Raw genomic sequence first — 24,433 nt, forward strand, 5'->3', positions numbered from 1 at the left:
TCCCCTGGGCGACATGTTTTTTTGTGACTGATTTGATTCATTTTTTTGAAAAGGAAGCACCATGTTGAAGCGCAATTACGACAGTCGAAAGCGCATCCTCGTCACTGGGGGGGCGGGTTTTCTGGGCTCGCATCTGTGCGACCGGCTGCTGGAACGCGGGGCAGAGGTCCTGTGCGTCGACAACCTGTTCACCGGCACGAAACGCAATATCGAGCATCTGCTCGGCAATCCGCGTTTCGAGTTCCTGCGCCATGACGTGACCATCCCTCTCTATGTCGAGGTGGACGAGATCTATAATCTCGCCTGTCCGGCCTCGCCGATCCACTACCAGCACGACCCGGTGCAGACGACCAAGACCTCGGTGCACGGCGCGATCAACATGCTGGGGCTGGCGCGGCGGCTGAAATGCCCGATCCTGCAGGCTTCGACCTCTGAAGTTTACGGTGACGCGCTGGTCAGCCCGCAGGCCGAAGGCTACTGGGGCAATGTGAACCCGATCGGCGTGCGCTCCTGCTACGACGAGGGCAAGCGCTGCGCCGAGACGCTGTTCTTCGACTACAACCGCCAGCACGGCCTCCCGATCAAGGTGGTACGCATCTTCAACACCTACGGTCCGCGCATGCACCCGCAGGATGGCCGCGTGGTGTCGAACTTCATCCGGCAGGCGCTCTACGACGAGGACATTACCATCTACGGCGATGGCAGCCAGACCCGGTCGTTCTGCTACATGGATGAGTTGATCGAGGGCATGATGCGCATGATGGCCACCGACGAAGGCTTCACCGGCCCGGTGAATCTTGGCAACCCGCAGGAATGCACCGTGAAGCAGCTTGCGGAGATGATCGTGGCGCAAACCGGCTCGAAGTCGAAGCTGGTGTCGCGGGAACTGCCCAGCGACGATCCGGTGCAGCGCCGCCCCGACATCACCCTCGCGCGCAAGCATCTCGGCTGGAGCCCTTCGATCGAGCTTTCCGAGGGCATCGCCAAGACCATCGCCTACTTCGAGGACCTGCTCGGCAAGAAGTCCCGCCAGATGCAGACGACCTCCTGAGCAGAAGGCGCGCGCCGCTGGCGGCGCGTGCTCCGACCGACCCTAGTGAGCCCGGTCGCTCCGGCGTCCGGGTGTGACGTTGTTCTTCATGGGAGCAGGTGATGACCCTTTTTGTGTCTCCTCGGCGCCGTATGGTGCTGGCATGTTTCATTCTCTCGACCGCTTTGGCGGGATTTTCGCTGCCCGTCGACCTCGTCCGGGCGGATACCGCCTCCTCGGCGGATGACCCGGAGCAGGCTGGTTTCGGCGCCCTGACCCGTGGCGGCGGTGATGGCCGCACCATCCACGTGACCACGCTGGCCGACGACGGGCCGGGCAGTCTCCGCTGGGCCGCCGAACAGGAGCAGGGGCCGCGCATCATCCACTTCGATGTCGGGGGGACCATAGCTCTGTCGCACCAGATCCAGATCGGACCGGACGTCACGCTCGATGGTCGCAGCGCGCCGGGGGGGATCACCCTCACCGGCGGACGGCTGCGGGTGGTGGGCAGCAACGTGATCGTGCGCGGGATGCACCTGCGCCCGGGCGACGGTCCGGGCGATGCGCCCGACAACCGCGACGGGCTGTCGATCGGGGACGGATCCAAGCCGATCCGCAATGTGCTGATCGAGGGCAATTCGATCAGCTGGGCGGTCGACGAGAACCTCGCGGTCTGGGGCAACGTGGCCGATGTCACCATCTCCAACAACATCATCGCCGAGGCGCTCGACCAGTCGATCCATCCCAAGGGGCGGCACAGCATGGGGCTTCTTATCGGCGGCGGCTCGGCCAAGCGCATCACCGTGATCGGCAATCTTCTCGCGCATAACCGGCATCGCAACCCCAACATCAAGGATGACAGCCGGCAGATCGAGTTCATCAACAACCTGGTGTACAATTGGGGCCCGAGCGGCTTTCAGGGCACCGGTTCGACGGTCAACATCATCGGCAATGTCTACATCCCCGGACCGAACAGCGTCGAGCGGCCGCCACTTCACCTGCAGGACGCGGGGCGTCCCGGCCCGAACTTCTACGTATCGGACACCGAGGGCGAGATCCGCGCCGATGCGGAGGTCGCGCTCTCGAAAGCCCCGGCGTTCGCAGGCAGCGGAGCGCCGGTGATCCCCTCGGCGCAGGTCGAGGACGCCGTGCTCGCCAACGCGGGCGCGCGCCACCCTCAGGTTGATGCCACTGATCTTCGGCTCCTCGAAGAGGTGAGGGGACGCACCGGGTACATCATCGATTCGCCCCGGCAGGTGATCCAGGGCCGCCTGCCGAGAAAGGCGGGAGGAAATGCGGGCGAGGCCGCACAAAGTTCGAACTAAGTCCCCGCCATTAAAGGCGAAACTTGGGAAAAAATGGGGCTGGACAGCGAGGCGCCTGATTTGGTGGGAGAAGCTATTGTTGCGACGTGCTGCACAGTGTCCGTGCAACCTTTGCGTGACAAGCCCACGAAGTCCCTAGTTGTTCCGGGTTTGCGGTCTAGGTCCCAAAAAACAGCTTTGCACCGCTGGCCCATAAAGTTAGTATTTTCGACAGAATGATGCGCTTTAATTAACATACAAAACGATCTGTCCCCGTATTGGTCAGGGGACATTTGAGGCAGTTTCTGGCCGAAGTCCGAGCATCACGAAGGTTTTCATGATCGCCGCGCGTCTATGCGGCACCGTTTGCATTTTGCTTTTTGGCTAGGGTTTTTCCCAGGCTCCTTGAGTTTTCCGAGGATATTTCCGATGAATTTTTCAACACAAAAAGAACTAGAAAAACCGCATACATACAGAACTTTAGACGACTCCTCCCCCCGCTTCAGCGATTTCCAATCCTCCCACTACCGCACGGAGCTCTCCTCCCAATCCGTGCGCGACACTGGCTATGCGAGCGGCGCGGTCGCCGGAGCCGAGGCATGGCCGTCGGGCGGCCGGCGCGCCATTTGGCCGCGGTTCTCGGTCGGCTTCCAGCCGCGCTCGCGGTTTGTTTACCGGGCTTACAATTTCGCCATCGCCATGACGCTCTTTCTGATGGTCCTGCCGCTGTTCCTGGTGATCACCGCGCTTCTCGCCCTCACCCAAGGTGCACCGATTTTCTACCGCGGCCCGCGTATCGGCGAGAACGGCGAGCTCTTCGACGTTTTCAAGTTCCGCAGCCTCGACAGCAACAAGGCGGCGATGATCACCAAGGACAAGGTGCTGCCCAAGGGGTCGGGCATCGAAACGCCGATGGGACTGTTCCTGCGTGAAACCCGTCTCGACGAGATTCCGCAGCTTCTGAACGTGATCAAGGGCGACATGAACATGTGCGGCCCGCGCCCCGTGCGCCCGGAGATCGCGGCACAATATGCCGCCACGATCCCCGACTACGAACGCCGGTTCCGGGTCAAGCCCGGGATGATAGGCCCGGCCCAGGCTTTCATGAGCCACGGGACCTCCAAGGCGATCCGCTCGCGGCTGAACAACAAGCTGTGCCGCACCGAGGTGTCTTATCTCGGCGAGATCTCCCTCGTGTTCATCGTCGGGGCCTGCGTGGTTGCGCGGACGGTGTCCCGGATCGGCGCGACGGTCTTCGGTCGCCGGTCAGAACGTATCGAGGCCGCGCGTGCGCGGGTCTACGACATGCGCTTCGTTTCTGATGACGGCCAGTCGCGGGCGGTGTTCTGGGTCGACGAGGACCAGCTTATCCTCGACCAGGGGAACGCGCTGAACGTGCCGCTCTTGGGTCGGCTGACCATGCTCCTTCCGGACGGTCAGACCCGCAATGCGGCGGTGGAACTGAGCACGGTCCAGGCGACGGCGCCGAACGGCCGGGTGCAGGTCAGTTACAAGCCGAAAAGCGAATACGCCGAACACATCCTAAGCCGCTACCTGTTCCAGGCAGTTGTTGTGCCACACCGGTCCGAGTTCCTTTCCGCAAAGCTGCGACGCGCGCTCACCCGCTCGACCGCGGCATGATGCCGGACGGGGCTTAGCCCCTCCGGCAATCGCGAGTTCCTCTGCCACGGCGCAGGCCAAAAAAACCGTAATTAATTAAAAACAAAAAATAAAAACTGATTTCATAGTTGATTTTACCCCTCTCGTCAGAGGACTCTATTATGCCCGATACCATTACATTCGGTGTCACTGATCTTTCCGGGGAACAGAGCACCAACCCGACGGCGCTGGATTTCAGCGAAACGGGAAATCCGGTGCTTTTTGTCGCCCAGCAAAATGGCACCATCTATCGCTACGAAATCGAACGGCAGCCGGATGGGGCGGATGCCGACACGAGCCCCGACTTTGTCGTGACCTCGTCGACGGCGATTGGCGTCATTCCGGCCGAAACCCAGAACTTCAACGATGACGGAACCCTGAACTCCAAGACGTTCCGCCAAATGACCGGCCTCGTCGCGACCACCGACGCGGAGGGCAACGACGTGCTCTACGTCACCTCCTCCGACTGGCGCATCTCGGTGGGTGAAGACAGCGGGCTTGACACCAACTCGAGCCAGATTCATCGGCTCGTGCTGGATCCGGACACCGGCGAGGTGCTTTCCAATGTCGCCATCGTGCGCGGCCTGCCGCGTTCGGAAGAGAACCATTCGATCAATGGGCTCGACCTGTCGGTGGACCCCGACACCGGCGATACCTACCTGTGGGTCGCGATAGGCGGCAATACCAACAAGGGCGCGCCTGGCAACAACTTTGCCGGGACGGTGGATTTCGCCTACTCGGCCTCGGTCATTAAGATCAACCTGACCGACCTGGAATCCTACGACATTCGCACGGACGCCAGCGGGAACCTTTTCATTCTGGACATGCCGACGCTCGACGATCCCGCGCGTCCGAACGTCGATCTCACCACGCTGGACATCGAGAACCTGAATCTCGATCCCAACTTCACGCTCGACAACAACGGCAGCAGCGGCGGTGTTCTGCGGCCCGATTGGGCGGGAGGGAACAATGGCCTCAACATGGCCAAGATCACTGACTACGTGCTGGTCAGCGAGGATGGGCAGCTCAAGCTGGTCGACAACCCGCTGACCATCCATTCGCCGGGATTCCGCAATCCCTTTGACGTGCTGGTGACCGAGGACGGCCAGGTCTACACCTTTGACAACGGTCCCAACGGTGGCTGGGGCGGCCAAGCAGTCTCGTACTCCGATGGCGCGATCGTTGACGACTGGACCTCGGAATTCGCCACCAACCATTTCAGCGAAGACGGCAGCAAGGGCTACGGCGACCAGCTGCATTACCTTGGCGAGATCACCGACGAATACGGCCCCTACGGCGGCCATGCCAACCCGATCCGCGCCGCGGCCGAAGCGCTGTCGCTGGCCTTCAAAAGCGACGGGAGCTATGCCGGGGCGACCTCCGGTTCACCGATCATGGCCTATGGCGCGGTGCTCTTTGCCAATGAGGCGCAGGCGCGCGATTTCCTGTCCGAGCTGCTGATCATCTACGCGCAGGATTCCGCGGGAAGCTGGGTCGATACGACGTCGCTCACCGGTCTGCCGGATGATTTCTTCGACGTGGTCTCGGGCTACGACTGGGAGCATCCCGGAAGTTCGATCGCCAACGTGCTGGATTTCTTCGACGGCACCTCAGTGATGGATGGCACGGCGCATTCGCCCGAAGCCCAGCTGCTCGATTACACCCAAGACGGATCGCTGCTCACGCTGCCGGAATCCACCAACGGGCTCGAGGAATACACCGCGACATTCTTCGGCGGAGCGCTGCAGAACACCGTCGTCGCAGCCAGCTTCGACGGCACGCTCTATTTCGTCAAGGTCGAGGACACCGACGGTGACGGCCGCACGGATTCCGCCTCGGTGGTCTACGAGCTGGGCAACTTCGGCTCGCAGCCGCTGGCCGTGACGGCGCTGGGGGACGACGGGCTCGGGGTCTTCATCGACAATGACGGGGATGGGCTGGACGATTTCGCCGGGCTCATCGTCAGCGGTGTCTACGGCAAGGACAATATCGCCATCTTCATCCCCGGCGGCGAGCCGCTCGATCCGAGCGACGATCTCGACCTCGACGGGGTGGATAACATCCTCGACAGCCACGTCGGCGACCCGACCGATGGCACCGGCGTCAACGTGGGGCCGAATTCGACGGCCAAGTGGGACTTCGAATTGAACAACCCCGCCTCGACTCCGCCCGGCGCCGTGCCAAGCGGCGACAGCATCGCGGGCGGCATAGGCGTCAACGCGGTGTGGCGCAACAACGTGCTTCCGGCAACCGACAATGCCGGAGATCCGACGCAGGGTCTCTATAATGGCGGCGTGTTCAACCTTGGTGGCGCCTCGAGCTTTGTCAGCATCGACGAAGCCTATGCGGGCACCGCTGTCGGCGCGGCGAACACCCAGCAGGACGTGCTTGGCATCGGCTTCATGTCCTCGGGGGCGCAGCAGCTCGCGATCACCAGCGAGATGGTCAACATCTTCACCTATTCGCTCAACAAGGACGCGCCGGCCAAGACCTGGGACGGCGGCGAGAAAGTCGGCCTCATGGTCGGGCCGGGCGATCAGGACACCTTCGTCGAGGCCACGATCGCCGTCGTCGAAGAGGGCGGCACGATCAAATACGGCGTGCAACTGATCGTCGAGGAAAACAACAGCTATGTCAGCAGCTTCGTCGAGGTGCCGGGGATCGAGGATCCGGATATCCTCGGTGTCGGCGATCCGAACTTCGAGGTGGCGATCGACCTCGACATGACCTCCGGGGCCGAGACCGCCACCGCGCGGGCGCGCTACGTGAACAACGGCGTCTACACGGACTGGGTGCCGACCGCGACGCTGGCGCTTCCGGCGGCCGTCGTCGAGGCGGTGAAGGGTGAGTATGACAACCTCGGCTCGGTCACCGGCGCAGTGGTCGGCATGGTTGCCTCGACCCCCACCGGGGACGACAGCTTTGCCGCCTCGTGGGACTGGATCGAGGTCACCAACACCTCGGAGGGCGAGGTCGTGCACCGATGGGTCGGCGGCAATTCCGACGTGGCGGCCAGCGATGGGGGCATGGACTGGAGCAGCTCGACCTCGGTGCTGGTGGCCGGCACCACGTCGGTGTCGACGTTCAACCTCGCAACGCTTGACAGCTCGGTGCCCTCGAGCACCCCGCTCGGTGTCTTCGCGCAGGAACGCTGGGCGCAGCCCACCGGCCAGGGCATGCAGTATGAGTTCGCCGTGGATCCGGGCAGCTACGCGATCCGCCTCTACATGGGCAACGGCTACAACGGCACTGACCAGGTCGGTGAGCGGATTTTCGACGTGTCTATCGAGGGCTCACTCTTCTTGAACGACTTCGACCTCGTGGCGGCTTTCGGCAGCGGCGTCGGCGGTATGGTGCAATGGACCGGCCAGATCAACGACGGGATCGCCGACATCGACTTCGCGTCGGTGCTGGAGAATCCGCTGATCAACGCCATCGAGATCATCGCCATCGACGACGTCGCGCCGGGTCCGTCGATCTCGGTCGGTGACGCAATTGCCGGCGAGGCCGACGGCTCGGTCACCGTCGCGCTCTCGGCGAGCAACTACGTGCCCTCCGAGAGCACCGTGCTCGTGCAGTTCGAGGTGCGTCCGCTCACCGCGACGGCGGGCAGCGACTACACCGTGGCCAATGCGACGCTGAACGCCGCGACCGGCGTCTACAGCGGCAGCCGGCAGATCGCGGGCGGCGCGGCGGATACCAGCGTGCTGATCAATATTCTGAACGACACGCTGGTCGAGGGGGCCGAGAGGTTCGAGGTGGTGATCACCGGGGTCAGCGGAGCCAATGCAACCATCGGGGAGGACACCGGCTTGGTAACGATTCTTGACAACGACAGCGGCACGCCCGGGTCAGGGGGTGGCGCGGTCACACTGGCGATTACCCCGACGGCCGACAACGTACAGAAGTCGAACTACGACTCCGGCTCCTTCGTGCTCAGCAATACCGGGACCAAGGTGGTCACCAAGGTCGAGATCGATGTCTCGGGGGCGGTGCTGAAGGACGCGGTCTTCGATCCTTTCGGCCTCGCCGGGGATACCGTCGCCAAGGCGCTGACCATCAACAGCGCAGGCAATACCGGCGTGGTCGCGCCGAACAACAATGCCAGCGATCCGAACAATGCGACCTACGTCGGCGCTGGCGGCACTGCTGGCTACGAAGGCATCGTCCTGACCTTCAACCAGGCGACTGCGGGTGGCTTCCAATCCGGCGAGACGGTGACCTTCTCGGTCGACATGGACCCCAACTCCATCGCCGGCGCAAAGAAGTCGACGCTCGATGCGGGCACGTCTCCCAATTGGGACGTGGGCGGGGTCTCGGGGGCCGAGCTGATCGGCTCGAGCTTCACCGTGACCTATGCCGACGGCACCACCAGCACGGGATACCTGCAGGGCACCGACACGCAAGCGGGCGCCAAGGGGCTTTCGTCGCAGTCTGCGGCCGGCACCGAGGCCAGCATCGTGGTCAACGGGCTTATCGAGGGTGGCGTCGGGACCTACAGCGACAGCGACTTCAGCATGATGGTCAGCGGCCCGGCCGGGGCGACCATGCGGGTCGTGCTGATGAAGGGCATGATCCAGCCCACCACCAACGCCTTCTCGACCGGCACCAGCACGGAGCAGGCCTATGCGCCGCAGCTCGATGCGCAGCTGGCAGCGCTGGCGGCATCGGACTTCCCGGCCAATAACGCCGTGGAATTCCAGACCGTTGACATTACCCTGACAGGCGGCGTGCAGGACATATCGTCGATGTTCGACCTCTCGGGGGTGGCGGCCTATGACTTCACCGGCGAAGACCAGCTCCCGCTCGGCATCGTCGCGGCGGTGATCGACCCGAGCAACGGCAACCTGCCTGTGGGCCCGACCACGTCGCCGATCTACCTGACCTACGACGCCGACAGCTCGAGCGGCGGCGGCAATGGCGGTGGCGGAAATGGAGGCGGCGGCACGCCCATCGGCGATCCGTTCATCGTCGAGGCCGAGGACATGACCCTCGTGCAGGGCTTCGCGGTCTTCGGCAACCCGCACGCCTCGGGCGACCAGCTGATCCAGGCCACCGACCCGGGCACGCAGATCGCCAATTACACCGTGGCCACGGCCGGGACCTTCGACATCAAGATCGGCTATTTCGACGAATCCGACGGTCAATCGGTGCTGAACGTGCTGGTCAACGGCACGGTGATCGACAGCTTTACCTGGGATCTCGATGCGGCCGAGACGACGGTCACCCCGTCCTCCTTTGCCGAGCACATCATCTCGGGCGTCGAGTTGAAGGTGGGCGACACCCTGCAACTGTCGGGCGTGTCCGACGGCGGCGAGCCGCTGCGCATCGACTTTGCCGAGTTCACCCCTGTCGAGGGTAGTCCCGGCGGCGGCGGCACTGGCGGCACCGGGGGTGGCGGCACGGGCGGAGGCTCTAGCTCGGGCGAGACCTTCCGCGTCGAGGCCGAGAGCCTCAGCCTCGTGCAAGGTTTCGCGGTCTTCGGCAACCCGCATGCTTCGGGCGATCAGCTCATCCAGGCCACGGATCCGGGCACGCAGATTGCCAGCTACAGCGTGACACAGTCTGGCAGCTTCGATCTCACCCTCGGGTATTTTGATGAATCCGATGGGCAGTCGGTGCTGAACGTCGTGCTCAATGGCTCGGTGATCGACAGTTTCACCTGGGATCTCGATGCGGACGGGACGACGGTCACCCCGGGCGCCCTAGCCGAACGCACCATTTCGGGACTCGATCTGGTGGCCGGCGATATCCTGGAGCTGTCGGGCGTCTCCAACGGCGGTGAGCCGCTGCGCATAGACTACCTCGACTTCACTCCGCTCGACGGCGGCTCGGGCGGCGGCAGTGCGCCTGCCAACCCGGGCGAGCTGGTGCGCCTCGAGGCCGAGACTTTCTCGCTCGACCAAGGTTTCATCATCAGCAGCAATGGCCATGCCTCCGGGGATCAATTGATCAGGGCGGGCGACGCGGGCGTGCAGAGCGCAAGCTTCGTCTTTGCGGATGCGACCGGAACCTATAACCTTACCTTGGGTCACTTTGACGAGTCCGATGGTCAGTCGCAGCTCGACATCGAGGTGAACGGCGTGGTGGTGGACAGCTTCGTCTGGAACCTCGATGCGGGCGATGCGATCGTGAACGGCACATCTTTTGCCGAGCACAGCACCTTCGGGGTCGAACTCGCGGCGGGCGACGTGGTCAGTCTCACCGGTATTTCGGACGGCGGCGAGCCGCTCAGAATTGATTATCTGGACTACATTTACGTGGATGGGATCATTGGGTGAGATGAAGGATTTTTCAATGGTTGGTCCCGCACGGTCGCGGGGATTGTTCGTGATCCGCGGGAGCTTCTCGCACATCAATGCCCAACTCGAGGCGGCCCTGCGCAGGGTCCGCCCCGAGATCGATCTCGATGTCATCGACGTCGGAAAGGAGTTCAAGGAGAACATGCTGAGCCAGCTGCGGTGCCTCCTCGGGGTGCAGCGCGAGTACGGGCTGTCCAGCTGGAGTTCCAAGGACATGCTGCGCTACCGCCTGGCGCGCTCGCGGACGTACTACCAGGCGGTGAGCGAGATGGTGCGGGATCGGTTCGATCCCGCCGACTACGACTTCACCCTGCAGACCCAGTCGCTGTTCAACGCGGCACTGCCCGGCATCCCCAACTTCGTCTATACCGACCACGTGGCGCGGGCGGGGATGTCGAGCCTGCAGGGCCTCTTCGGGGCGCCCAGCGACGGTTGGTTCGCCTGCGAGAGCGAGATCTACACTCAGGCCCGGCATGTCTTCACCTTCGGGCCCAAAATTCGCCGGATGCTCACCGAGCAATACCGCATCGCGCCGGAAAAGAGCTCGGCCATCGGGGCAGGGGCCTCGGTGCTTCCCAAGCGGCCGGTGGATCTGAGCACCGAGCGTTTCGCCCGACGCCGCATCCTCTTTGTCGGGGTCGACTGGGAGCGCAAGGGCGGGCCCGAGTTGGTCGATGCCTTCAAGCTGCTCCGCACGCGGCTGCCGGATGCGACACTCACCGTGATCGGCTGCAGCCCCGAGTTGCAGGTCGAGGGGGTCGAGGTGTTGGGGCGCCTGCCTCTGGAGGAGGTCGCCGAACATTTCCACGAGGCTTCCTGCTTCTGCATGCCCTCGCGGCTCGAGCCCTTCGGCGTGGTCTTCTGCGAGGCCATGCAGTTCGGCCTGCCGGTGGTCTCGACCGACGTCGGCGACATTGGCTCCATCGTGGTCGAGGGCGAGACCGGCCACGTGGTCCCGGTGCGGAGCCCCGAGGCGCTTTCCGAAGCGCTCTTTCAGACGCTCGCCATGCCCGACCGCGCCCTGCGCCTCGGCACGGCGGCCAAGGCACGTGCAACGCAGTTCACCTGGGACGCGGTGGCGGAACGGATCGCCGCGCATTTTCCGGGCGAGCCCGCCATGCCGCGCGCCGAACTGGAGGTGGCCTGGTGAGCAAGCGCATTCTCTACGTAATCGACAGCCTCAAGTTCGGCGGCGCCGAGATGCTGCTGCTGGGCCTGCTGGATGCGGCGCGGGACCGTGGCTGCGAGGCGCATGTGGCCTATTTCACGCCTGGCCCGCTCGAGGCGCGTGTGGCCGAGCGCGACGTCGGCATGACCCGGCTGAGCACCAGGGGGCTGCGCGATCCGCGCGCGCTCGCACGCTGCATGAAGCTGATCCGCGACTGGCGGCCCGACATCGTGCACAGCCACCTGATCAAGAGCGATCTCGTCGGCCAGACGGCCGCGCGCCTCTCGGGCGTGCCGCGCATCATAACCTTGCACAACACCGATCCTTGGCGCGAGAAGAAGGCCAAGAGCCTGATGTATCGGACAATCACAGCTGGGGCCGACGCCTGTATCGGCGTGTCGGATCGGGTGGCCAACCACGTCGCCCGCACCGGAGGCTTCCGCGCCGAACGCATCGAGACCATCGTCAACGGCATCGACCTGCATCACTTCGACCCGGCGCGCACCCAGCCGCTCGATCTGGCCCGCTACGGCGTGCAACCGGGGGCGAAGGTCGTGGCGGTGATCGGCAGCCTTACGCCGCAGAAGGACCACGAGAATTTCCTGCGCAGCGCCGCCATCCTCGCGCAGCGCGTCCCGCAGGCGGTGTTCCTCGTCGTGGGCGAGGGGCCATTGGGGCCGCAGATCGAGGCGCAGGCCCGCGGGCTTGGGCTGGGGCCGGAAAGGCTCATCCTGACCGGGGCCATCAGCCGGATGCGCGAGCTCTTGGCGGCGCTCGACGTGATGGTGGTCTCTTCGGCCTGGGAAGGGCTGCCGATGGTGCTGCTCGAGGGCATGGCGATGCAATGCGCCGTCGCCTCGACCGATGTCGGCGGCATTCCCGATGTGCTCGAAGATGGCCGCTCCGGACGCCTCGTGCCCGCGCATGATCCCGAGGCGCTGGCGCAGGCGGTGGCCGGGCTGCTGGCCGATCCGGCCGCCGCCGCCCGGCTTGGCGGCGCGGCACGCGACACCGTGGTTGCCCGGTTCAGCGCCGAGGTCATGCGCGAGCGCATCTTCGCCCTTTACGACAGCAAGACCCGTCCGCGCCCCGGCGCGCATCGCCAGCCCGGCGCGCCGCGGCTGGACAGTCCCAACTGAGGAGTAGCGAGAATGGTTGTTTATCTTCGCCAGTTTGCCGCCTGCACGGCGCTTGCCCTGGCCCTCGCCGTGACCGGCGGGCCGGCCAAGGCCGACACGCCCGACTACCACGTCGACGTGGGCGACCGGCTGACCATCTCGGTCTATGGCAAGCCCGAGATGTCGGGCAATTTCCAGGTCCGCGCCGACGGCCAGATCGCGATGCACCTGCTGGGGCCGATCGATGTGGCCGGGCTGACCATGCGCCAGGTCGAGGAGCGCATCGAGACCGAGGCGCGCGAGCGCTTCTCCAGCCGAGAATCGGTGGTGGTCGATATGCTCGAATACCGCGATGTCTTCGTGCTCGGCGCGGTCGACACGCCCGGCGCCTACGAGTTCCGCCCCGGGCTGACGGTGATGAAGGCCATCGCCATGGCGGGCGGCATCGAGCGCGTTCAGGAAGACCTGCGCAGCGAGCGTGACATCGAGAACGCCCGCAACAACCTCGCCGAGGCGCAGAGCCGCCTGACCTTTGCCCAGTCCGAGCGCGACGCCCTGGCGCGGGAACTGGCCCGGCTCGACGGGGTGACCACCGAGGCCCAGGTGCCCGAGGCCCGTCTCGACCAGGAACAGGAACAGCTCGTCGGCCTGCGCCGCTCGCTGATGCAGGACCTGATGGAAGGCGCCACCATGCGCAGCACGCTTGCCGACGAGGAAGCCGGGATGCTCGACCAGCGCCGGGAACTGATCAACGAGCGGCTCGACGCCACGCAGGAGCAGCTCGAGAGCATGCAGGAACTTGAGGCCCGCGGTCTCGCTCGCAAGGAGCAGACGCTGGGGCTGAAGATTGACCTCTCCGAATACAACGCCGACCTGCTCGAGGTCGCCGCCTTCGTCTCGCGCGCCAAGCAGACCCGTGCCAATGCCGAGAGCGACATCCAGGAGGCCCAGACCGAGTACCGGCTGAACCTGCTGCAGGACAAGATCGAGGCCGAGCAGCGCGTGGCGCAGGAGCGTACCGAGGTGCAGATGGCGCTGAATTTCCTGCGCCGTGCCAGTCCCGCCGCCGCCGCCGAGTTGGGCGAGGCAGTCGAGACCGTCTACGAAGTCTTCCGCAACGGTTCGGATACGCCCGAGCGGGTGGCGCCGACGGCGCTGCTCGGCCCCGAGGACGTGCTGAACATCAGCTTCGAGGCGGTGATGCAGTGAAACGCGCGAGCGCGGCTCAGGCGGTCCCGGACACCGCCTCGGCCTCGCGCACGGCCAGATCGGCCATCGCGAGGATTGCCTCGCGGCTGCCCGCCACGGCGATGAAGCGCCCGTTGTGGCAGAACTTTGCCCCCGCGACGCCGCTTGCCTCTTCCAGCGCCGCGTCGGTCAGCCCGGCCCAGGCGGCGGGAAGATCGGCGCGCTGCTCGAAGCCGTCGGCGTTCTTGCGGATGCCGGTGAGCGCCCAATCTTCGCCGCGCGGGTGCACCACGAAGAGCAGGTGATCGGCCCCCGCGGCCACCACTGCCGAGCGGAAGGGCATGCCCTGCGGCAGCTCCAGCACGCGGCCCGCACCGGCGGTCTCGATCGCCGCCATCACCTGCGCTTCGGCGCGGCGCTTGGCGGCCTTGCGGCGGATCTGCGCCTCGACGAAGGCGCGCGCGATGTGCAGCGCATCGGCAAATGCCATGTCTTCGGCCTCGGGCGCCTTGTCATCATAGACCGGCTTGAGGCTTTCCAGCAGCATGGGCAGCGTGAGATCCGACAGCATCGGGCCAGTCTCGGACGGGCTGAGAGCGCCGTTGTCCATCAGGTCGACCGGCAGCACGAAGCCCGAATCGAAGCTGGCGTGGATGCCTTCGAGATCGGCCTCTGGCACCTCCAGCGCGCGCAGGTAGTCGCGGCCATAGTGTTTCCAGATCAGCCCGAAGGAGCTGAACGGCTGGCCGTCATCGCGCAGCGGTGCGTCTTTCTGGTGGTGGTCGTAGATGCCCTGCGCGTGGTCGTATGCGCGGCCCACGTCGTAGATGATCTTGTCCGCTCCGGGCGTGATCCATGCCGCGTCGCGGGTGCGGAGGATCTCGGCCTCGGGGTGGAGCCGGGTGAGGATCACCGACGACAGCAGCTCGTCGGCATGGAAGCCGCCGGAATGGGTGACAAGGTGGGTGATCTGCATCGTCGGCCTCTGGATTGCTCGGCGCCCCCATATCGCGGGAGCGCCCTGCTGCCAAGGCGCGAGCGGTCAGGCGCAGGCGCCGGTCCGGGTGCGGGTCAGCCCGCCGCTAGCCTCAGCCGCACTGCCCGGGCCAGCAGAGCCGCAGTTTCCTGCGCAAAGCCGTGCGCCTCGGCGCGGACGTCCGGGCTTTCGGCAAGGCCTGATGCGCGAGCCTGCCAAGCCTCGCAGGCCACAACCAGACTGGGCTCTGCGCCGCCGAGCCGCGTCACCAGTGCCGCGAACTGACCGATGGCCGCGCCGCCCTCCAGCTTCAGCCCGCGTGTCGCCAGCGTCAGCGCGTGGATGCCATTCGCCCCCTCGTAGATCGAGGTGATCCGCGCATCGCGCCAGACCTGCGCCATGCCGTATTCTTCCAGATAACCGTAGCCGCCGAGAATCTGGATGCCGAGATCCGCCGCGCGGATGCCCGCCTCGGTGGCGTAGATCTTGCACAGCGGCGTCAGGAACTCGATCAAGGCAGGTGTCTCGCCCGTTTCAAGCTCGGCCAGCGCGAGATGGCACATGCCGCGGGCGGTGCGGGCGAGATCCTGCTGTTCGTCAAGCATGCGTCGCACGTCGGGGTGGTCGGTGAGCAGCGCCGGAGCGCCCTCGATGGTGCGGCCTTGCGTGCGCTCCGCGGCATAGGCGCTGGCGATTGCGCAGGCGCGGGTTGCATGCGCAACACCCTGCAGAGCGACGTCGAGCCGCGCGTGGTTCATCATGGTGAACATCGCCACCAGGCCGCGCCCCTCGCCGCCGACGAGCTCGGCCTTGGCACCGTCGAATTCCATCTGGCAGGTCGGCGAGGCGTGCAGGCCGAGCTTTTCCTCGATGCGGGTGACGGTGATGGCGTTGCGCAGGCCATCGATTTCCGAGGCGCAAAGGAACAGCGACAGGCCCTTCACCCCGTCCTCTGCCGTTCCGGTGCGGGCGAGGACGAGATGCAAGATGCCCTGCGACATGTCCTGATCGCCGCCCGAGATGAAGATCTTCTGCCCCTCGATCGTCCACCCATCCGCATCCCGTGTCGCCTTGCAGCGGATGCGCGACAGATCCGATCCCGCCCCGGCCTCGGTCAGGCACATGGTCGAGAGCCACGCACCGGAGGTGAGGCGCGGGATATAGGCTGCCTGTTGCTCGGCCGTGCCATGGGCGAGCAGGGTCGAGATCGCGCCAGGTACCAGCCCCGTCACCATCTGCAGCGCGTGATTGGCGCCCGAGAAGATCTCGGAAACCGCCGCCGCCGTCAGATGATCGAGCGCCTGACCGCCGAACGCCTCGGGGGCGGTGAGCCCCTGCCAGCCACTCTCGGCCAGTTCGGAATAGGCCGCGGCGAAGCCTTCGGGCATCCGCACACGGCCATTCTCCAGCCGGCACCCTTGCCGGTCTCCGGGTTCGTTGAGCGGGGCGAGCACGCCCTCGGCGAAGGCGGCGAAATGCTGGGTGATCTCCTGCGAGAGCTCGGCATCCCAGCCGGGGGCATTGCCGGCAAAGATATGTAGGCTGTGGAAGATCTCGTCGGTGGGGGCCTGGAAGGGGATCATCTGTGCCTCGCTCGCAAGGGGAAACAGGGCGGCGCAGGAGCACCGCCGTAGAGCCGGGACCGGCTCCGCGCATAAAGGAGGAAGGTCCGCGCGCCGGAACGCGCGGAAGAAGGTCAGGCCTCGATGCCCAGCAGGCGCATCGCGTTCTGTTTGAGGATCAACGGGCGCACCTCCTCCTTGAACTCGACCTGATCGAAGGCGTTGAGCCACTTCTCGGGCGCGATCATCGGCCAATCCGAGCCGAAGAGCATCTTCTTCTTCAGGATCGAGTTGGCGTACTGCACGAGGATCTTCGGGAAGTACTTCGGCGACCAGCCCGAGAGGTCGATGTAGACGTTGGGCTTGTGCTGGGCGACGGAAAGCGCCTCTTCCTGCCAGGGGAAAGAGGGATGCGCGAGGATGATCGGCATATCGGGGAAATCCACCGCCAGGTCATCCATGTACATCGGGTTCGAATACTTCAACCGCATGCCATTGCCACCGCGCATGCCCGAGCCGACGCCGGTCTGGCCGGTGTGGAAGAGCGCGGGCACCCCGGCCTCCGCGATCGCCTCGTAAAGCGGGTAGGCCATGCGGTCGTTGGGGTAGAAGCCCTGCATCGTGGGGTGGAACTTGAAACCCTTGATGCCGTGGTTCTCCACCAGATCGCGGGCCTCGCGCGCTCCGAGCTTGCCCTTCGCCGGGTCGATCGAGGCGAAGGGGATGAGGATGTCGTCGTTCTTGGCGCAGGCGTCGGCGACCTCGTAGTTGTCGTAGCGCCGGTAGCCGGTCTCGCGCTCGCTATCGACGGGGAAGATCACAGCCGCGATGTTCATTTCGCGGTAATGCGCGGCGGTCTCGTCGATGGTCGGGGGATGCGCCCAGGGCGCGCCGAAATACTTGGCCATCGTCGATTGCAGCTCGTCGTAGCCGTCGTCGGTATGACAGCCGCAGGCTTCCTCGGCGTGGGTATGGAAATCGATCGCGCGGATCTTGGCGAAGTCGATCATGGTTGCCTCCTCAGACGCGGATAAGTGCCGGGTCTTCGTTGTCGTAGAGCCGCTCCAGCAGGTCGGCGCGGCGGGTCAGGATCTTCTTGATGTTGAGCGAGCCCTTGTCGGTGATCTCGTGATGCTCCAGCGAGGGCGGCTCGGCAAGCACCAGCGCGCGGGTGACGCGCTTGGCCGAGCCCGTCACATGCGCGTTCATCTCGCGCAGCCGCAGCTCGATCTTGGTCATCAGCTCCGCGTCCGTGACGGCGCCCTGGGTGATCTCGCCCGGCTTGGCCGCACCGGCGGCGGGGAAGACGAAGAGCCCCACCTCGCCCCGGTCATGGCCGCAGATCACCACGTCCTGCGCCAGGCCGGCCAGTTCCTTCAGCGCGCTCATGCGCAGGTTGCCCGCCTGCACCCAAGTGCCGGTGTCGAGCTTGAAGTCCTCGGACACGCGTCCGTCGAAGACGAGGCCGCGGTTGGCGTCCTCGGGATCGACGAAACGCACCGCGTCGCCGGTGATGAAATAGCCTTCCTCGTCGAAGGCCGCGGCGGTCTTCTCGGGGTCATTGAAGTAGCCCTGCATCACGTTGGGGCCCTTCACCCGGATCTCGCAGCGCATGTCCTCGTCGGGGATCAGCTTGACCTCGACGCCGGGCAGCGGCACGCCGATCACCCCCGAGCGGCCGATGGGCTCATGCACCATGAGGCAGGCGGGGGCGGTCTCGGTCAGGCCCCAGCTCGAGATCATCATCGGCAGCCCGCCGCGGGCGTGGATGCAGAACTGCTCGAGCGCCTCCCACACGTCCTGCGGCAGCGAGGCGCCGGCATAGAACAGCAGCTGCTGGTCCTTGAAGAGATGCTCCTGCAGCGCCGGATCATCCTTGATCGCCTCCACGAGCATGTTCCAGCCAACCGGGACGTTGAAGGCCAGCGTACCGGGGCGGTCGGTGCGGTTCTTGAGCGTCGTGGCGAAGCCCTTGCCGGTGGGCTTGCCGCTGTCGATGGTCAGCGTGCCGCCATGGGCGAGCATCATGTTCACGTTGTGCGAGCCGCCAAAGACGTGGTTCCACGGCAGCCAGTCGGTGATGCGCGGCGCGTGGTCCATCAGGAAGGGCAGGGCGACCTGCATCTGCACCTGGTTGACGCACATCATGCGGTGCGTGGTCAGCACCCCTTTGGGATCGGAGCTTGAACCCGAGGTGAAAAGGATCTTCGCCAGAGTCTCCGGCCCGACAGTGGCGTGCACCGCGTCAAGCTCGGGGCTTTCCTCGGTGGCGAGAAGCTCGGCCATCGGGGTCACCGGGCGCCCGGCCTCGCCGCGCGCGGCCACGATCTCGACCTCGGCGAGATGCGGCAGGGCGAGCGCAGAGGCGTAGCGCGTCGCGTCATCGACGAAGGCGAGCTTCGGGGTCACCTTGTCGAGCACGTAGGTGAGGCGGCCATGCGCCTCGGGGATCAGCGAATACTGCTCAGCCAGCGGCACCACCGGCACGCCGATGTATTGCGCCGCCAGCGAGACCAGCAAGTGGTCGAGCCCGTTGCCGGACAGCATGGCGATGGTGTCGCCCTGTCCCAGCCCGCGCGCCATCAGCGCCGAGGCGATGGCGCGCACCTGCTGCAAGAGCTCGAGATAAGTCACGTTGCGCCAGCCGGGGCCTTCGGTGGGGCGCTCCGAGACGGCGACGCGGTAGGGTGCCTTGACGGCCCATTCGTGCAGCCAGGCGCCGGTATTCTCCACAGCCTCGGGCAGCTCGTAGCCCGAGCGCAGCAGGATCGTGCCGTCCTCGCGGTCCTCGCGGATCACCTTGTGCGGCACGTAGCGGGTCAGCGTGTGTCGTCTGGCCCAGTCGGCGCGGGCCTCGTGTCCGGTCGGGGCGCTTTCTACGATGGTCATGTCCATTCCTCCTCCCTCCGTCCGGCTCAGCGGAACACGGGCGCGCGCTTCTCGAGGAAGGCGTTCAGCCCCTCTTCGGCATCCGGCGTTGTCTGCACCAGCGCGGCGCAGAGGCTCTCGGTGAAGAGCCCGTCGTTGCGCGACATGTCGTTGATCCGGCTCAGCGCCTGCACCATGAAGTAATTCGACATCGGCGCGTTCCCGGCGATCTGCTCCGCCAGCTTGCGCGCCAGCGGCAGCGCCTCGCCCTCTCCGACGCTGTAGTGGGTCAGTCCTAGCCGCAACCCTTCCTCGGCATTGTATTTGCGCCCGGTGAGCATCATCTCGACCATCCGGTCCGCTCCGAGGATGCGCCCGACGCGCACCGAGGCCCCACCGCCGACGAAGATGCCGCGCCGCCCCTCGGGCAGCTGGAAGATCACCGAGGGCTCGGCGATGCGCACATGGGTCGAGGCCGCCAGCTCCAGCCCGCCGCCGATCACCGCGCCTTGCATGGCGGAGACCGTGACCTTGCCGCCGAACTGGATCATCTCCATCACCCGGTGCCAGTTGCGCGAGTGGTAGACGCCGTCCTCGGCGCTGCGCGAGACGTGCTCCGACAGATCAAGCCCCGAGCAGAAATGCCCGCCCGCGCCGGTCAGGATCACCACGCGCACCTCTTTCGGGAGCGTCGCGTAGGCATTCTCCAGCGCCGCGATCAGCCCGTCGCTCATGGCATTGCGCTTGTCGGTGCGGATCATGGTGAGGGTGGCGATCTGGCCGTCCACCTCGGTGGTCAGGTACTTGGCGTGGTCGGACATGGCGGTCTCCTTGGGGACGTCTTGGAGTAGGGTCATTTGGGGGCGAGCCGGGCGGCACTGTCGAGGCGGATGACCTCGCCGTTCAGCAGCGGGTTCTCGATGATCTGCTGCACCAGCAGGGCAAACTCGTCGGGCTTTCCCATGCGCGAGGGGAAGGGCAGTCCGGCCTCGAGCGCGGCGCGGGCGTCCGGCGGGAGCCCGGCGCTCATCGCGGTCTCGAAGAGGCCCGGGGCGATGGTCATCACGCGGATGCCGAAACGGGCAAGCTCGCGTGCGGCGGGCAGGGTGAGCGAGGCGATTCCGCCCTTAGAGGCGGCATAGGCGGCCTGTCCGATCTGCCCGTCCTGGTAGGCGACCGAGGCGGTGTTGAGGATGATCCCCCGCGCACCATCCGCATCGACCGGATCAAGTCCCGACATGGCGCGGGCGGCGTGGCTGAGCACGATGTAGCTGCCGAGCGTGTTGATCTTCAGCGTGCGCTCGAAGGCCTCGATGGGCAGTGAACCGTCGCGGGGCAGGATGCGGGTGGCGGTGCCGATACCGGCGCAATTGACCGTGATGCGGGGCGTGCCGATCTTTCCGATGACCTCGGCAAAGGCGGCTTCCACCGCCGCTGCGTCCGAGACGTCGACCGCCAGGGCCATGCCGCCGATGTCGCCAGCGACGCGTTGACCGGCCTCGGGTGAAAGGTCCAGCACGGCCACCGTCGCACCTGCCGCCGCCAGCCGCCGCGCGGTGGCCTCTCCAAGGCCGCTTCCGGCGCCGGTGACGAGGGCGATGGTTCCTTTTATGTCCATGAAAGACCTCCTCAGAAGAAGCCGCGCAGGGCGAGCATGCCGCCGACCAACACGAGGTCGGCGAGGATGAAGGGCACGATCCCCGCGAAGACCTGCTCCAGCCGCACGTAGTCGCGGGCGACGGAATGGATGACGAAGACGTTGAGCCCCACCGGCGGCGTGATCATCCCGATCTCCAGCAGCTTGGCGACAAGCAGGCCGAACCACAGCTTGTCGACGCCGTGCTGTGCAAGGATCGGCAGGAACAGCGGCAGGGTCAGCAGCAGCGCCCCGATCGGCTCGAGGAACATGCCGAGGATCAGGTAGATCACCACGATCACCAGCAACAGCGCAAAGGTGCCAAGGCCGAGCCCCTCGACGAACATGCCCATCTGCATCGACAGGCCGGACATGGCCACGAGCCGGGTGAAGAGGTTGGCGCCGATGGTGATGATGAAGAGCGCCCCCGACGAAAGCAGCGTGTCGATCAGGCTTTCCTTGAAGTCGGCCCAGCTCAGCGAGCGGCGGGCGATACCGAGCAGCAGCGCGACGAAGCTGCCGAAGGCGCCCGCCTCGGTGGCGGTGAAGAAGCCGGTGAAGAGCCCGCCGAACACCGCGCCGATGAGCAGCAGCACGGGCCAGATCTCGGCGGTCTTCTGCCAGCGGTCGCCCATGGTGTAGGGCTCGGCGCGGGGCAGGCTTTCGGGATTGCGCCACCAGACGATCAGCACGGCGCAGATGTAGAAGGCCAGCGAGGCAAGGCCGACGAAGAGCCCGCCGAGGAAGAGGTCGTTGATCGAGATCTCGGCCTGGATGCCGAAGAGGATCAGGATGATCGAGGGCGGGATCAGCGCGCCGATGGTGCCGCCCGCCGCGACCGCGCCGGTGGCGATGCGCAGGTCGTACTTCTGCCGCGCCATCTCGGGCACCGCGATGCGGCCGATGGCGGCGGAACAGGCAACCGACGAGCCCGAGACCGCAGCAAAGCCCGAGGCGCCCGCGAGAGAGGCGATGGCCAGCCCGCCGGGCAGCCAGCCCCACCAGACCCGCGCCGCCTCGAACAGGCCGCGTGTCAGGCCCGAGTGATAGGCGATGTATCCCATCAGCAGGAACATCGGGATCGAGCTGAGCGTCCAGCTGGCCGAGGTCGTGTAGGGGATGGTCGAGAGCATCGACAGCGCCGGGCGGAGGCCCGCGACGGCCCAGATGCCGAGGAAGGAAACGAGGATCAGGCTGGCGGCGATGGGCACGCGCAGGCCGATCAGGATGAGCAGGGCGACGAGCGCCAGAATGCCGATGGTGACGGGATCCATCAGATGTCCTCTCCGGAATTGGACGTGTCTTCGAGGGCGCCGACGGGATCGTGGTCATGCGCGCCGAAGCGTCCGGTCAGCACCTCGTAGATGCGGATCGACATGATCAGCAGGGCGAGGCCGAAGGAAATGGGCAGGATCCAGTAGCTCGGCCAGGTGACGAAGCGCAGCGTGCCGGCCTCGATATAGGCGCCGCGCGACATCTGGCGCATCGCCTCGAGGCAGGAGCCATAGGTCAGCACCGCCAGCACCGCCGCGAAGATGCCGAACCCGAGCAGCTGCACCAGTTTCAACGGCGTGCCGGTGAGCGTCTGGGTGAACACCGTCGCCTCGATGTGGCGGCGCTTCAGCTCGGTCAGCGCGAGCGGCAGAACGCTGACGGCGACCATGTAATACTTGCCGACAAGATCAGCGGTGGCGGGGAAACCGGCGCCGAGAAAGGCGCGCATGAAGACGTCCACCACGACCTGCAGCATCATCGCCAGCAGCACGAGGCCGCCCAATATCATACTGATCCGCGCCACGGCGGTCTCAATCGGAGCAAGCATCCGATCCTCCGGGGGGTGAGAGGGAAAACTCTGGAAGGCGCGCGCCGGGAGAGCGCCGGCGCACGCTTGGCAGGCTTAGCTGCCGTAGGAGGTCAGGTCGATCTTCGACCAGATTTCCTCGGTGCGCAGCGCGCCCAGATCTTCGGGGGACATGCCGGGGGTGACCAGTCCTTCCCACTTTTCGATAAGCGCCATGTAGCGGTCGATCTTCGTCTGGGCGTCGCTCACGCCACGCTCCTCGAGGATCGAGGCCGCATTCGCGAGGCGCTCCTCGTTGAAGCTGTCGCGGGCGTCGATCAGGCTCTGGTCGGGCTCGATGAACTCGACCATGTCGCCGGCGCGGACCTCCTCGATCTGCCGATCAAAGGCGGCCATGCCGGTCGCGATGCCGTATTGCGCTGCGGTGGCCAGCGCCATGCGGTCGTCGGCATCCATGCGGTCCCAGAGCATCGTGCTCGCGGTGGTGATCGCGGCGCCGTTGAACACGCCCTGCTCGATCTCGGTCACGTAGTCGACCACGTCGCCGAGGCGGTTGGCGATGATCTCGTGCGGCGAAGAGAAGGTCGCGTCGATCACGCCCTGGCTGAGGCTCTCGAAGAGCTCGGACGAGGGCATCTGCACCGGTGCACCGCCGACACTTTCGATGAAGGCCGCGTAGAAGGGCGACCCCGAACGGACCTTGAGGCCCTTCATGTCGTCCAAGGTCTTCACCGGCTTTGTCGACAGCAGGTCATAGAGCGGCGTGGTGTCCGAGCCGAGGTAGATCTGCCCGTTACGGGTGAACTCGGCCTGGCAGGGCTCGCAGGTGGCGATGTACTCGGTCACCGCAGAGCTGACGACCGCGGCGCTGGAGCCCAGCATCGAAAGTTCCGACACGAGCACGCTCTCGGGGTACTCGGCGACGAAATAGGGCATGAGCAGCGCGCCGAACTCGGTCACGCCGTCGCGCAGGCCGGTGGACATCTCGTTCGGGGCGACCAGCCCCGAGGGCGTGTCCTGACCTGTCCAGCGCCCGTCCGTCAGCTCTTCGAGCTTTTTGAACATCGTCGGATAGACGTCCTTGGCGACGGCGTGGTTGGGGCCGAAGCCACTGGTGGCGCGGATGGTGTCCGCCGAAGCGCTGACGGCAAGCGCGGAAATCGAGCAGGCGAGCAGGCTCGCTGCAAAATGCATCTTCATGGTTATCCTCCCTGTGACAGTTCGCGGCCGGACTCCTCTGCCGCCCGCGCCCTTCGTTCAGCGCGTATTGTCCTCGAGCCGCTGCAAGACGGCCATCAGGTGCGCGCGGTCCTTTTCGTCGAGCCGGCCGATGATCTGGTCCTCGGCCGTTCTCACCTTCTGAGCGGCACGGTCGCGCAGGCGGCGTCCACGCAGCGTTGCCGCCAGCGCGTAGCGCCGACGGTCGGTGGGAACCTTCTTGCGGGTGATGAGGCCGCGCTGTTCCAGCTCGTCGATGATCACGACAAGGTTCGAGCGCTCCATCTGCAAGGCGTCCGCAAGCTCCGACTGCACGATCCCGGCGTTGTCGGCGATGATCGACAGGCACGAAAAGCTGACCACGCGCAGGTCGTCCTCGGCCAGCGCACGCTGCGCCTCGGGCTGAATCTGCATGTAGGCGCGTTTCAGCCGGTATCCGATCAGCTCGCCAAGCACCGTATCCTCCACAGTCGGCCCGCCACGGTCTTCGGAAAGGTCGTCAGTCTGCGGCATGGGCTCCTCCTTCGCAAAACGGTATGTAGGATAATAGTTATAGTCAATAACTATTTCCGCAGGCGCTTTGCCGCCCATGGCGGGGCGGCG

17 protein-coding genes are annotated in these 24,433 nt (G+C 65.6%); 7 read left to right on the plus strand and 10 right to left on the minus strand.

Annotated elements, in window-relative coordinates; translation table 11 throughout:
* Positions 1-61: 61 nt before the first annotated feature.
* From G0D83_RS00290 to G0D83_RS00320, 7 genes are all read left to right on the plus strand, one after another.
* A complete protein-coding gene (locus tag G0D83_RS00290) occupies positions 62-1,051 on the plus strand; it encodes a UDP-glucuronic acid decarboxylase family protein (protein ID WP_203595009.1) in 990 nt (329 codons plus the stop codon).
* A gap of 101 nt (positions 1,052-1,152) precedes the next feature.
* Positions 1,153-2,355: a polysaccharide lyase family 1 protein gene (locus G0D83_RS00295; RefSeq protein ID WP_164188577.1), complete on the plus strand. Its 1,203-nt coding sequence runs from the start codon at positions 1,153-1,155 to the stop codon at positions 2,353-2,355.
* A gap of 531 nt (positions 2,356-2,886) precedes the next feature.
* Positions 2,887-3,975 (plus strand): sugar transferase, encoded by a 1,089-nt coding sequence (locus G0D83_RS00300; protein ID WP_164188579.1) that lies wholly within the window; start codon positions 2,887-2,889, stop codon positions 3,973-3,975.
* 140 nt (positions 3,976-4,115) lie between these two features.
* Positions 4,116-10,274, plus strand: coding sequence for a malectin domain-containing carbohydrate-binding protein (locus G0D83_RS00305; RefSeq protein ID WP_164188581.1), 6,159 nt, complete (start codon positions 4,116-4,118; stop codon positions 10,272-10,274).
* A gap of 49 nt (positions 10,275-10,323) precedes the next feature.
* The gene (locus G0D83_RS32685; RefSeq protein WP_164188583.1) at positions 10,324-11,445 is read left to right on the plus strand and encodes a glycosyltransferase family 4 protein; all 1,122 of its coding nucleotides are present in this window, start codon (positions 10,324-10,326) and stop codon (positions 11,443-11,445) included.
* Positions 11,442-12,602, plus strand: a complete 1,161-nt coding sequence (locus tag G0D83_RS00315) for a glycosyltransferase (RefSeq protein WP_164188585.1) — start codon at positions 11,442-11,444, stop codon at positions 12,600-12,602. The genes G0D83_RS32685 and G0D83_RS00315 overlap by 4 nt, the downstream gene beginning before the upstream one ends.
* 12 nt (positions 12,603-12,614) lie before the next feature.
* The gene (locus G0D83_RS00320) at positions 12,615-13,790 is read left to right on the plus strand and encodes a polysaccharide biosynthesis/export family protein (RefSeq protein WP_164188587.1); all 1,176 of its coding nucleotides are present in this window, start codon (positions 12,615-12,617) and stop codon (positions 13,788-13,790) included.
* Positions 13,791-13,806: 16 nt separating this feature from the next.
* Here the strand turns inward: G0D83_RS00320 and G0D83_RS00325 are convergent, their stop codons facing one another.
* The 10 genes from G0D83_RS00325 to G0D83_RS00370 all read right to left on the minus strand — a co-directional run bounded on the left by G0D83_RS00325 (position 13,807) and on the right by G0D83_RS00370 (position 24,343).
* Positions 13,807-14,745 carry an MYG1 family protein gene (locus tag G0D83_RS00325; protein ID WP_164188589.1) on the minus strand — a complete coding sequence of 313 codons (939 nt, stop codon included), beginning with the start codon at positions 14,743-14,745 and terminating at the stop codon, positions 13,807-13,809.
* A gap of 95 nt (positions 14,746-14,840) precedes the next feature.
* Complete coding sequence (locus tag G0D83_RS00330) at positions 14,841-16,328, minus strand: acyl-CoA dehydrogenase family protein (RefSeq protein WP_164188591.1); 1,488 nt, start codon at positions 16,326-16,328, stop codon at positions 14,841-14,843.
* A gap of 113 nt (positions 16,329-16,441) precedes the next feature.
* The gene (locus G0D83_RS00335) at positions 16,442-17,317 is read right to left on the minus strand and encodes an amidohydrolase family protein (protein WP_164188593.1); all 876 of its coding nucleotides are present in this window, start codon (positions 17,315-17,317) and stop codon (positions 16,442-16,444) included.
* Positions 17,318-17,327: 10 nt separating this feature from the next.
* Positions 17,328-19,196: a feruloyl-CoA synthase gene (locus tag G0D83_RS00340; protein WP_235940123.1), complete on the minus strand. Its 1,869-nt coding sequence runs from the start codon at positions 19,194-19,196 to the stop codon at positions 17,328-17,330.
* Positions 19,197-19,222: 26 nt separating this feature from the next.
* Positions 19,223-19,996 carry a crotonase/enoyl-CoA hydratase family protein gene (locus G0D83_RS00345; protein WP_108964618.1) on the minus strand — a complete coding sequence of 258 codons (774 nt, stop codon included), beginning with the start codon at positions 19,994-19,996 and terminating at the stop codon, positions 19,223-19,225.
* Positions 19,997-20,028: 32 nt separating this feature from the next.
* Positions 20,029-20,793, minus strand: coding sequence for an SDR family NAD(P)-dependent oxidoreductase (locus G0D83_RS00350; RefSeq protein WP_164188597.1), 765 nt, complete (start codon positions 20,791-20,793; stop codon positions 20,029-20,031).
* A gap of 11 nt (positions 20,794-20,804) precedes the next feature.
* Entirely contained in the window at positions 20,805-22,085 is a 1,281-nt protein-coding gene (locus G0D83_RS00355) for a TRAP transporter large permease (RefSeq protein WP_164188599.1), read from the minus strand.
* Positions 22,085-22,633: a TRAP transporter small permease gene (locus G0D83_RS00360; protein WP_164188601.1), complete on the minus strand. Its 549-nt coding sequence runs from the start codon at positions 22,631-22,633 to the stop codon at positions 22,085-22,087. Before G0D83_RS00360 ends, G0D83_RS00355 begins: the two co-directional genes overlap by 1 nt.
* A gap of 75 nt (positions 22,634-22,708) precedes the next feature.
* The gene (locus tag G0D83_RS00365) at positions 22,709-23,812 is read right to left on the minus strand and encodes a C4-dicarboxylate TRAP transporter substrate-binding protein (RefSeq protein WP_108964622.1); all 1,104 of its coding nucleotides are present in this window, start codon (positions 23,810-23,812) and stop codon (positions 22,709-22,711) included.
* A 57-nt stretch (positions 23,813-23,869) separates the two neighbouring features.
* The gene (locus G0D83_RS00370) at positions 23,870-24,343 is read right to left on the minus strand and encodes a MarR family winged helix-turn-helix transcriptional regulator (RefSeq protein WP_164188603.1); all 474 of its coding nucleotides are present in this window, start codon (positions 24,341-24,343) and stop codon (positions 23,870-23,872) included.
* Positions 24,344-24,433 lie beyond the last annotated feature (90 nt).

Origin of the sequence: Salipiger sp. PrR003 (assembly GCF_010500785.1) — a bacterium.
Classification (GTDB): Bacteria; Pseudomonadota; Alphaproteobacteria; order Rhodobacterales; family Rhodobacteraceae; genus Salipiger; species Salipiger pacificus_A.

Coding starts and splice junctions, on each gene's coding strand:
- G0D83_RS00335 (WP_164188593.1), bottom strand. CDS start 17,317: ATGATCGACTTCGCCAAGATCCGCGCGATCGATTTCCATACCCACGCC.
- G0D83_RS00305 (WP_164188581.1), top strand. CDS start 4,116: ATGCCCGATACCATTACATTCGGTGTCACTGATCTTTCCGGGGAACAG.
- G0D83_RS00325 (WP_164188589.1), bottom strand. CDS start 14,745: ATGCAGATCACCCACCTTGTCACCCATTCCGGCGGCTTCCATGCCGAC.
- G0D83_RS00330 (WP_164188591.1), bottom strand. CDS start 16,328: ATGATCCCCTTCCAGGCCCCCACCGACGAGATCTTCCACAGCCTACAT.
- G0D83_RS00320 (WP_164188587.1), top strand. CDS start 12,615: ATGGTTGTTTATCTTCGCCAGTTTGCCGCCTGCACGGCGCTTGCCCTG.
- G0D83_RS00370 (WP_164188603.1), bottom strand. CDS start 24,343: ATGCCGCAGACTGACGACCTTTCCGAAGACCGTGGCGGGCCGACTGTG.
- G0D83_RS00365 (WP_108964622.1), bottom strand. CDS start 23,812: ATGAAGATGCATTTTGCAGCGAGCCTGCTCGCCTGCTCGATTTCCGCG.
- G0D83_RS00355 (WP_164188599.1), bottom strand. CDS start 22,085: ATGGATCCCGTCACCATCGGCATTCTGGCGCTCGTCGCCCTGCTCATC.
- G0D83_RS00345 (WP_108964618.1), bottom strand. CDS start 19,996: ATGTCCGACCACGCCAAGTACCTGACCACCGAGGTGGACGGCCAGATC.
- G0D83_RS00295 (WP_164188577.1), top strand. CDS start 1,153: ATGACCCTTTTTGTGTCTCCTCGGCGCCGTATGGTGCTGGCATGTTTC.
- G0D83_RS00350 (WP_164188597.1), bottom strand. CDS start 20,793: ATGGACATAAAAGGAACCATCGCCCTCGTCACCGGCGCCGGAAGCGGC.
- G0D83_RS00290 (WP_203595009.1), top strand. CDS start 62: ATGTTGAAGCGCAATTACGACAGTCGAAAGCGCATCCTCGTCACTGGG.
- G0D83_RS00340 (WP_235940123.1), bottom strand. CDS start 19,196: ATGACCATCGTAGAAAGCGCCCCGACCGGACACGAGGCCCGCGCCGAC.
- G0D83_RS00360 (WP_164188601.1), bottom strand. CDS start 22,633: ATGCTTGCTCCGATTGAGACCGCCGTGGCGCGGATCAGTATGATATTG.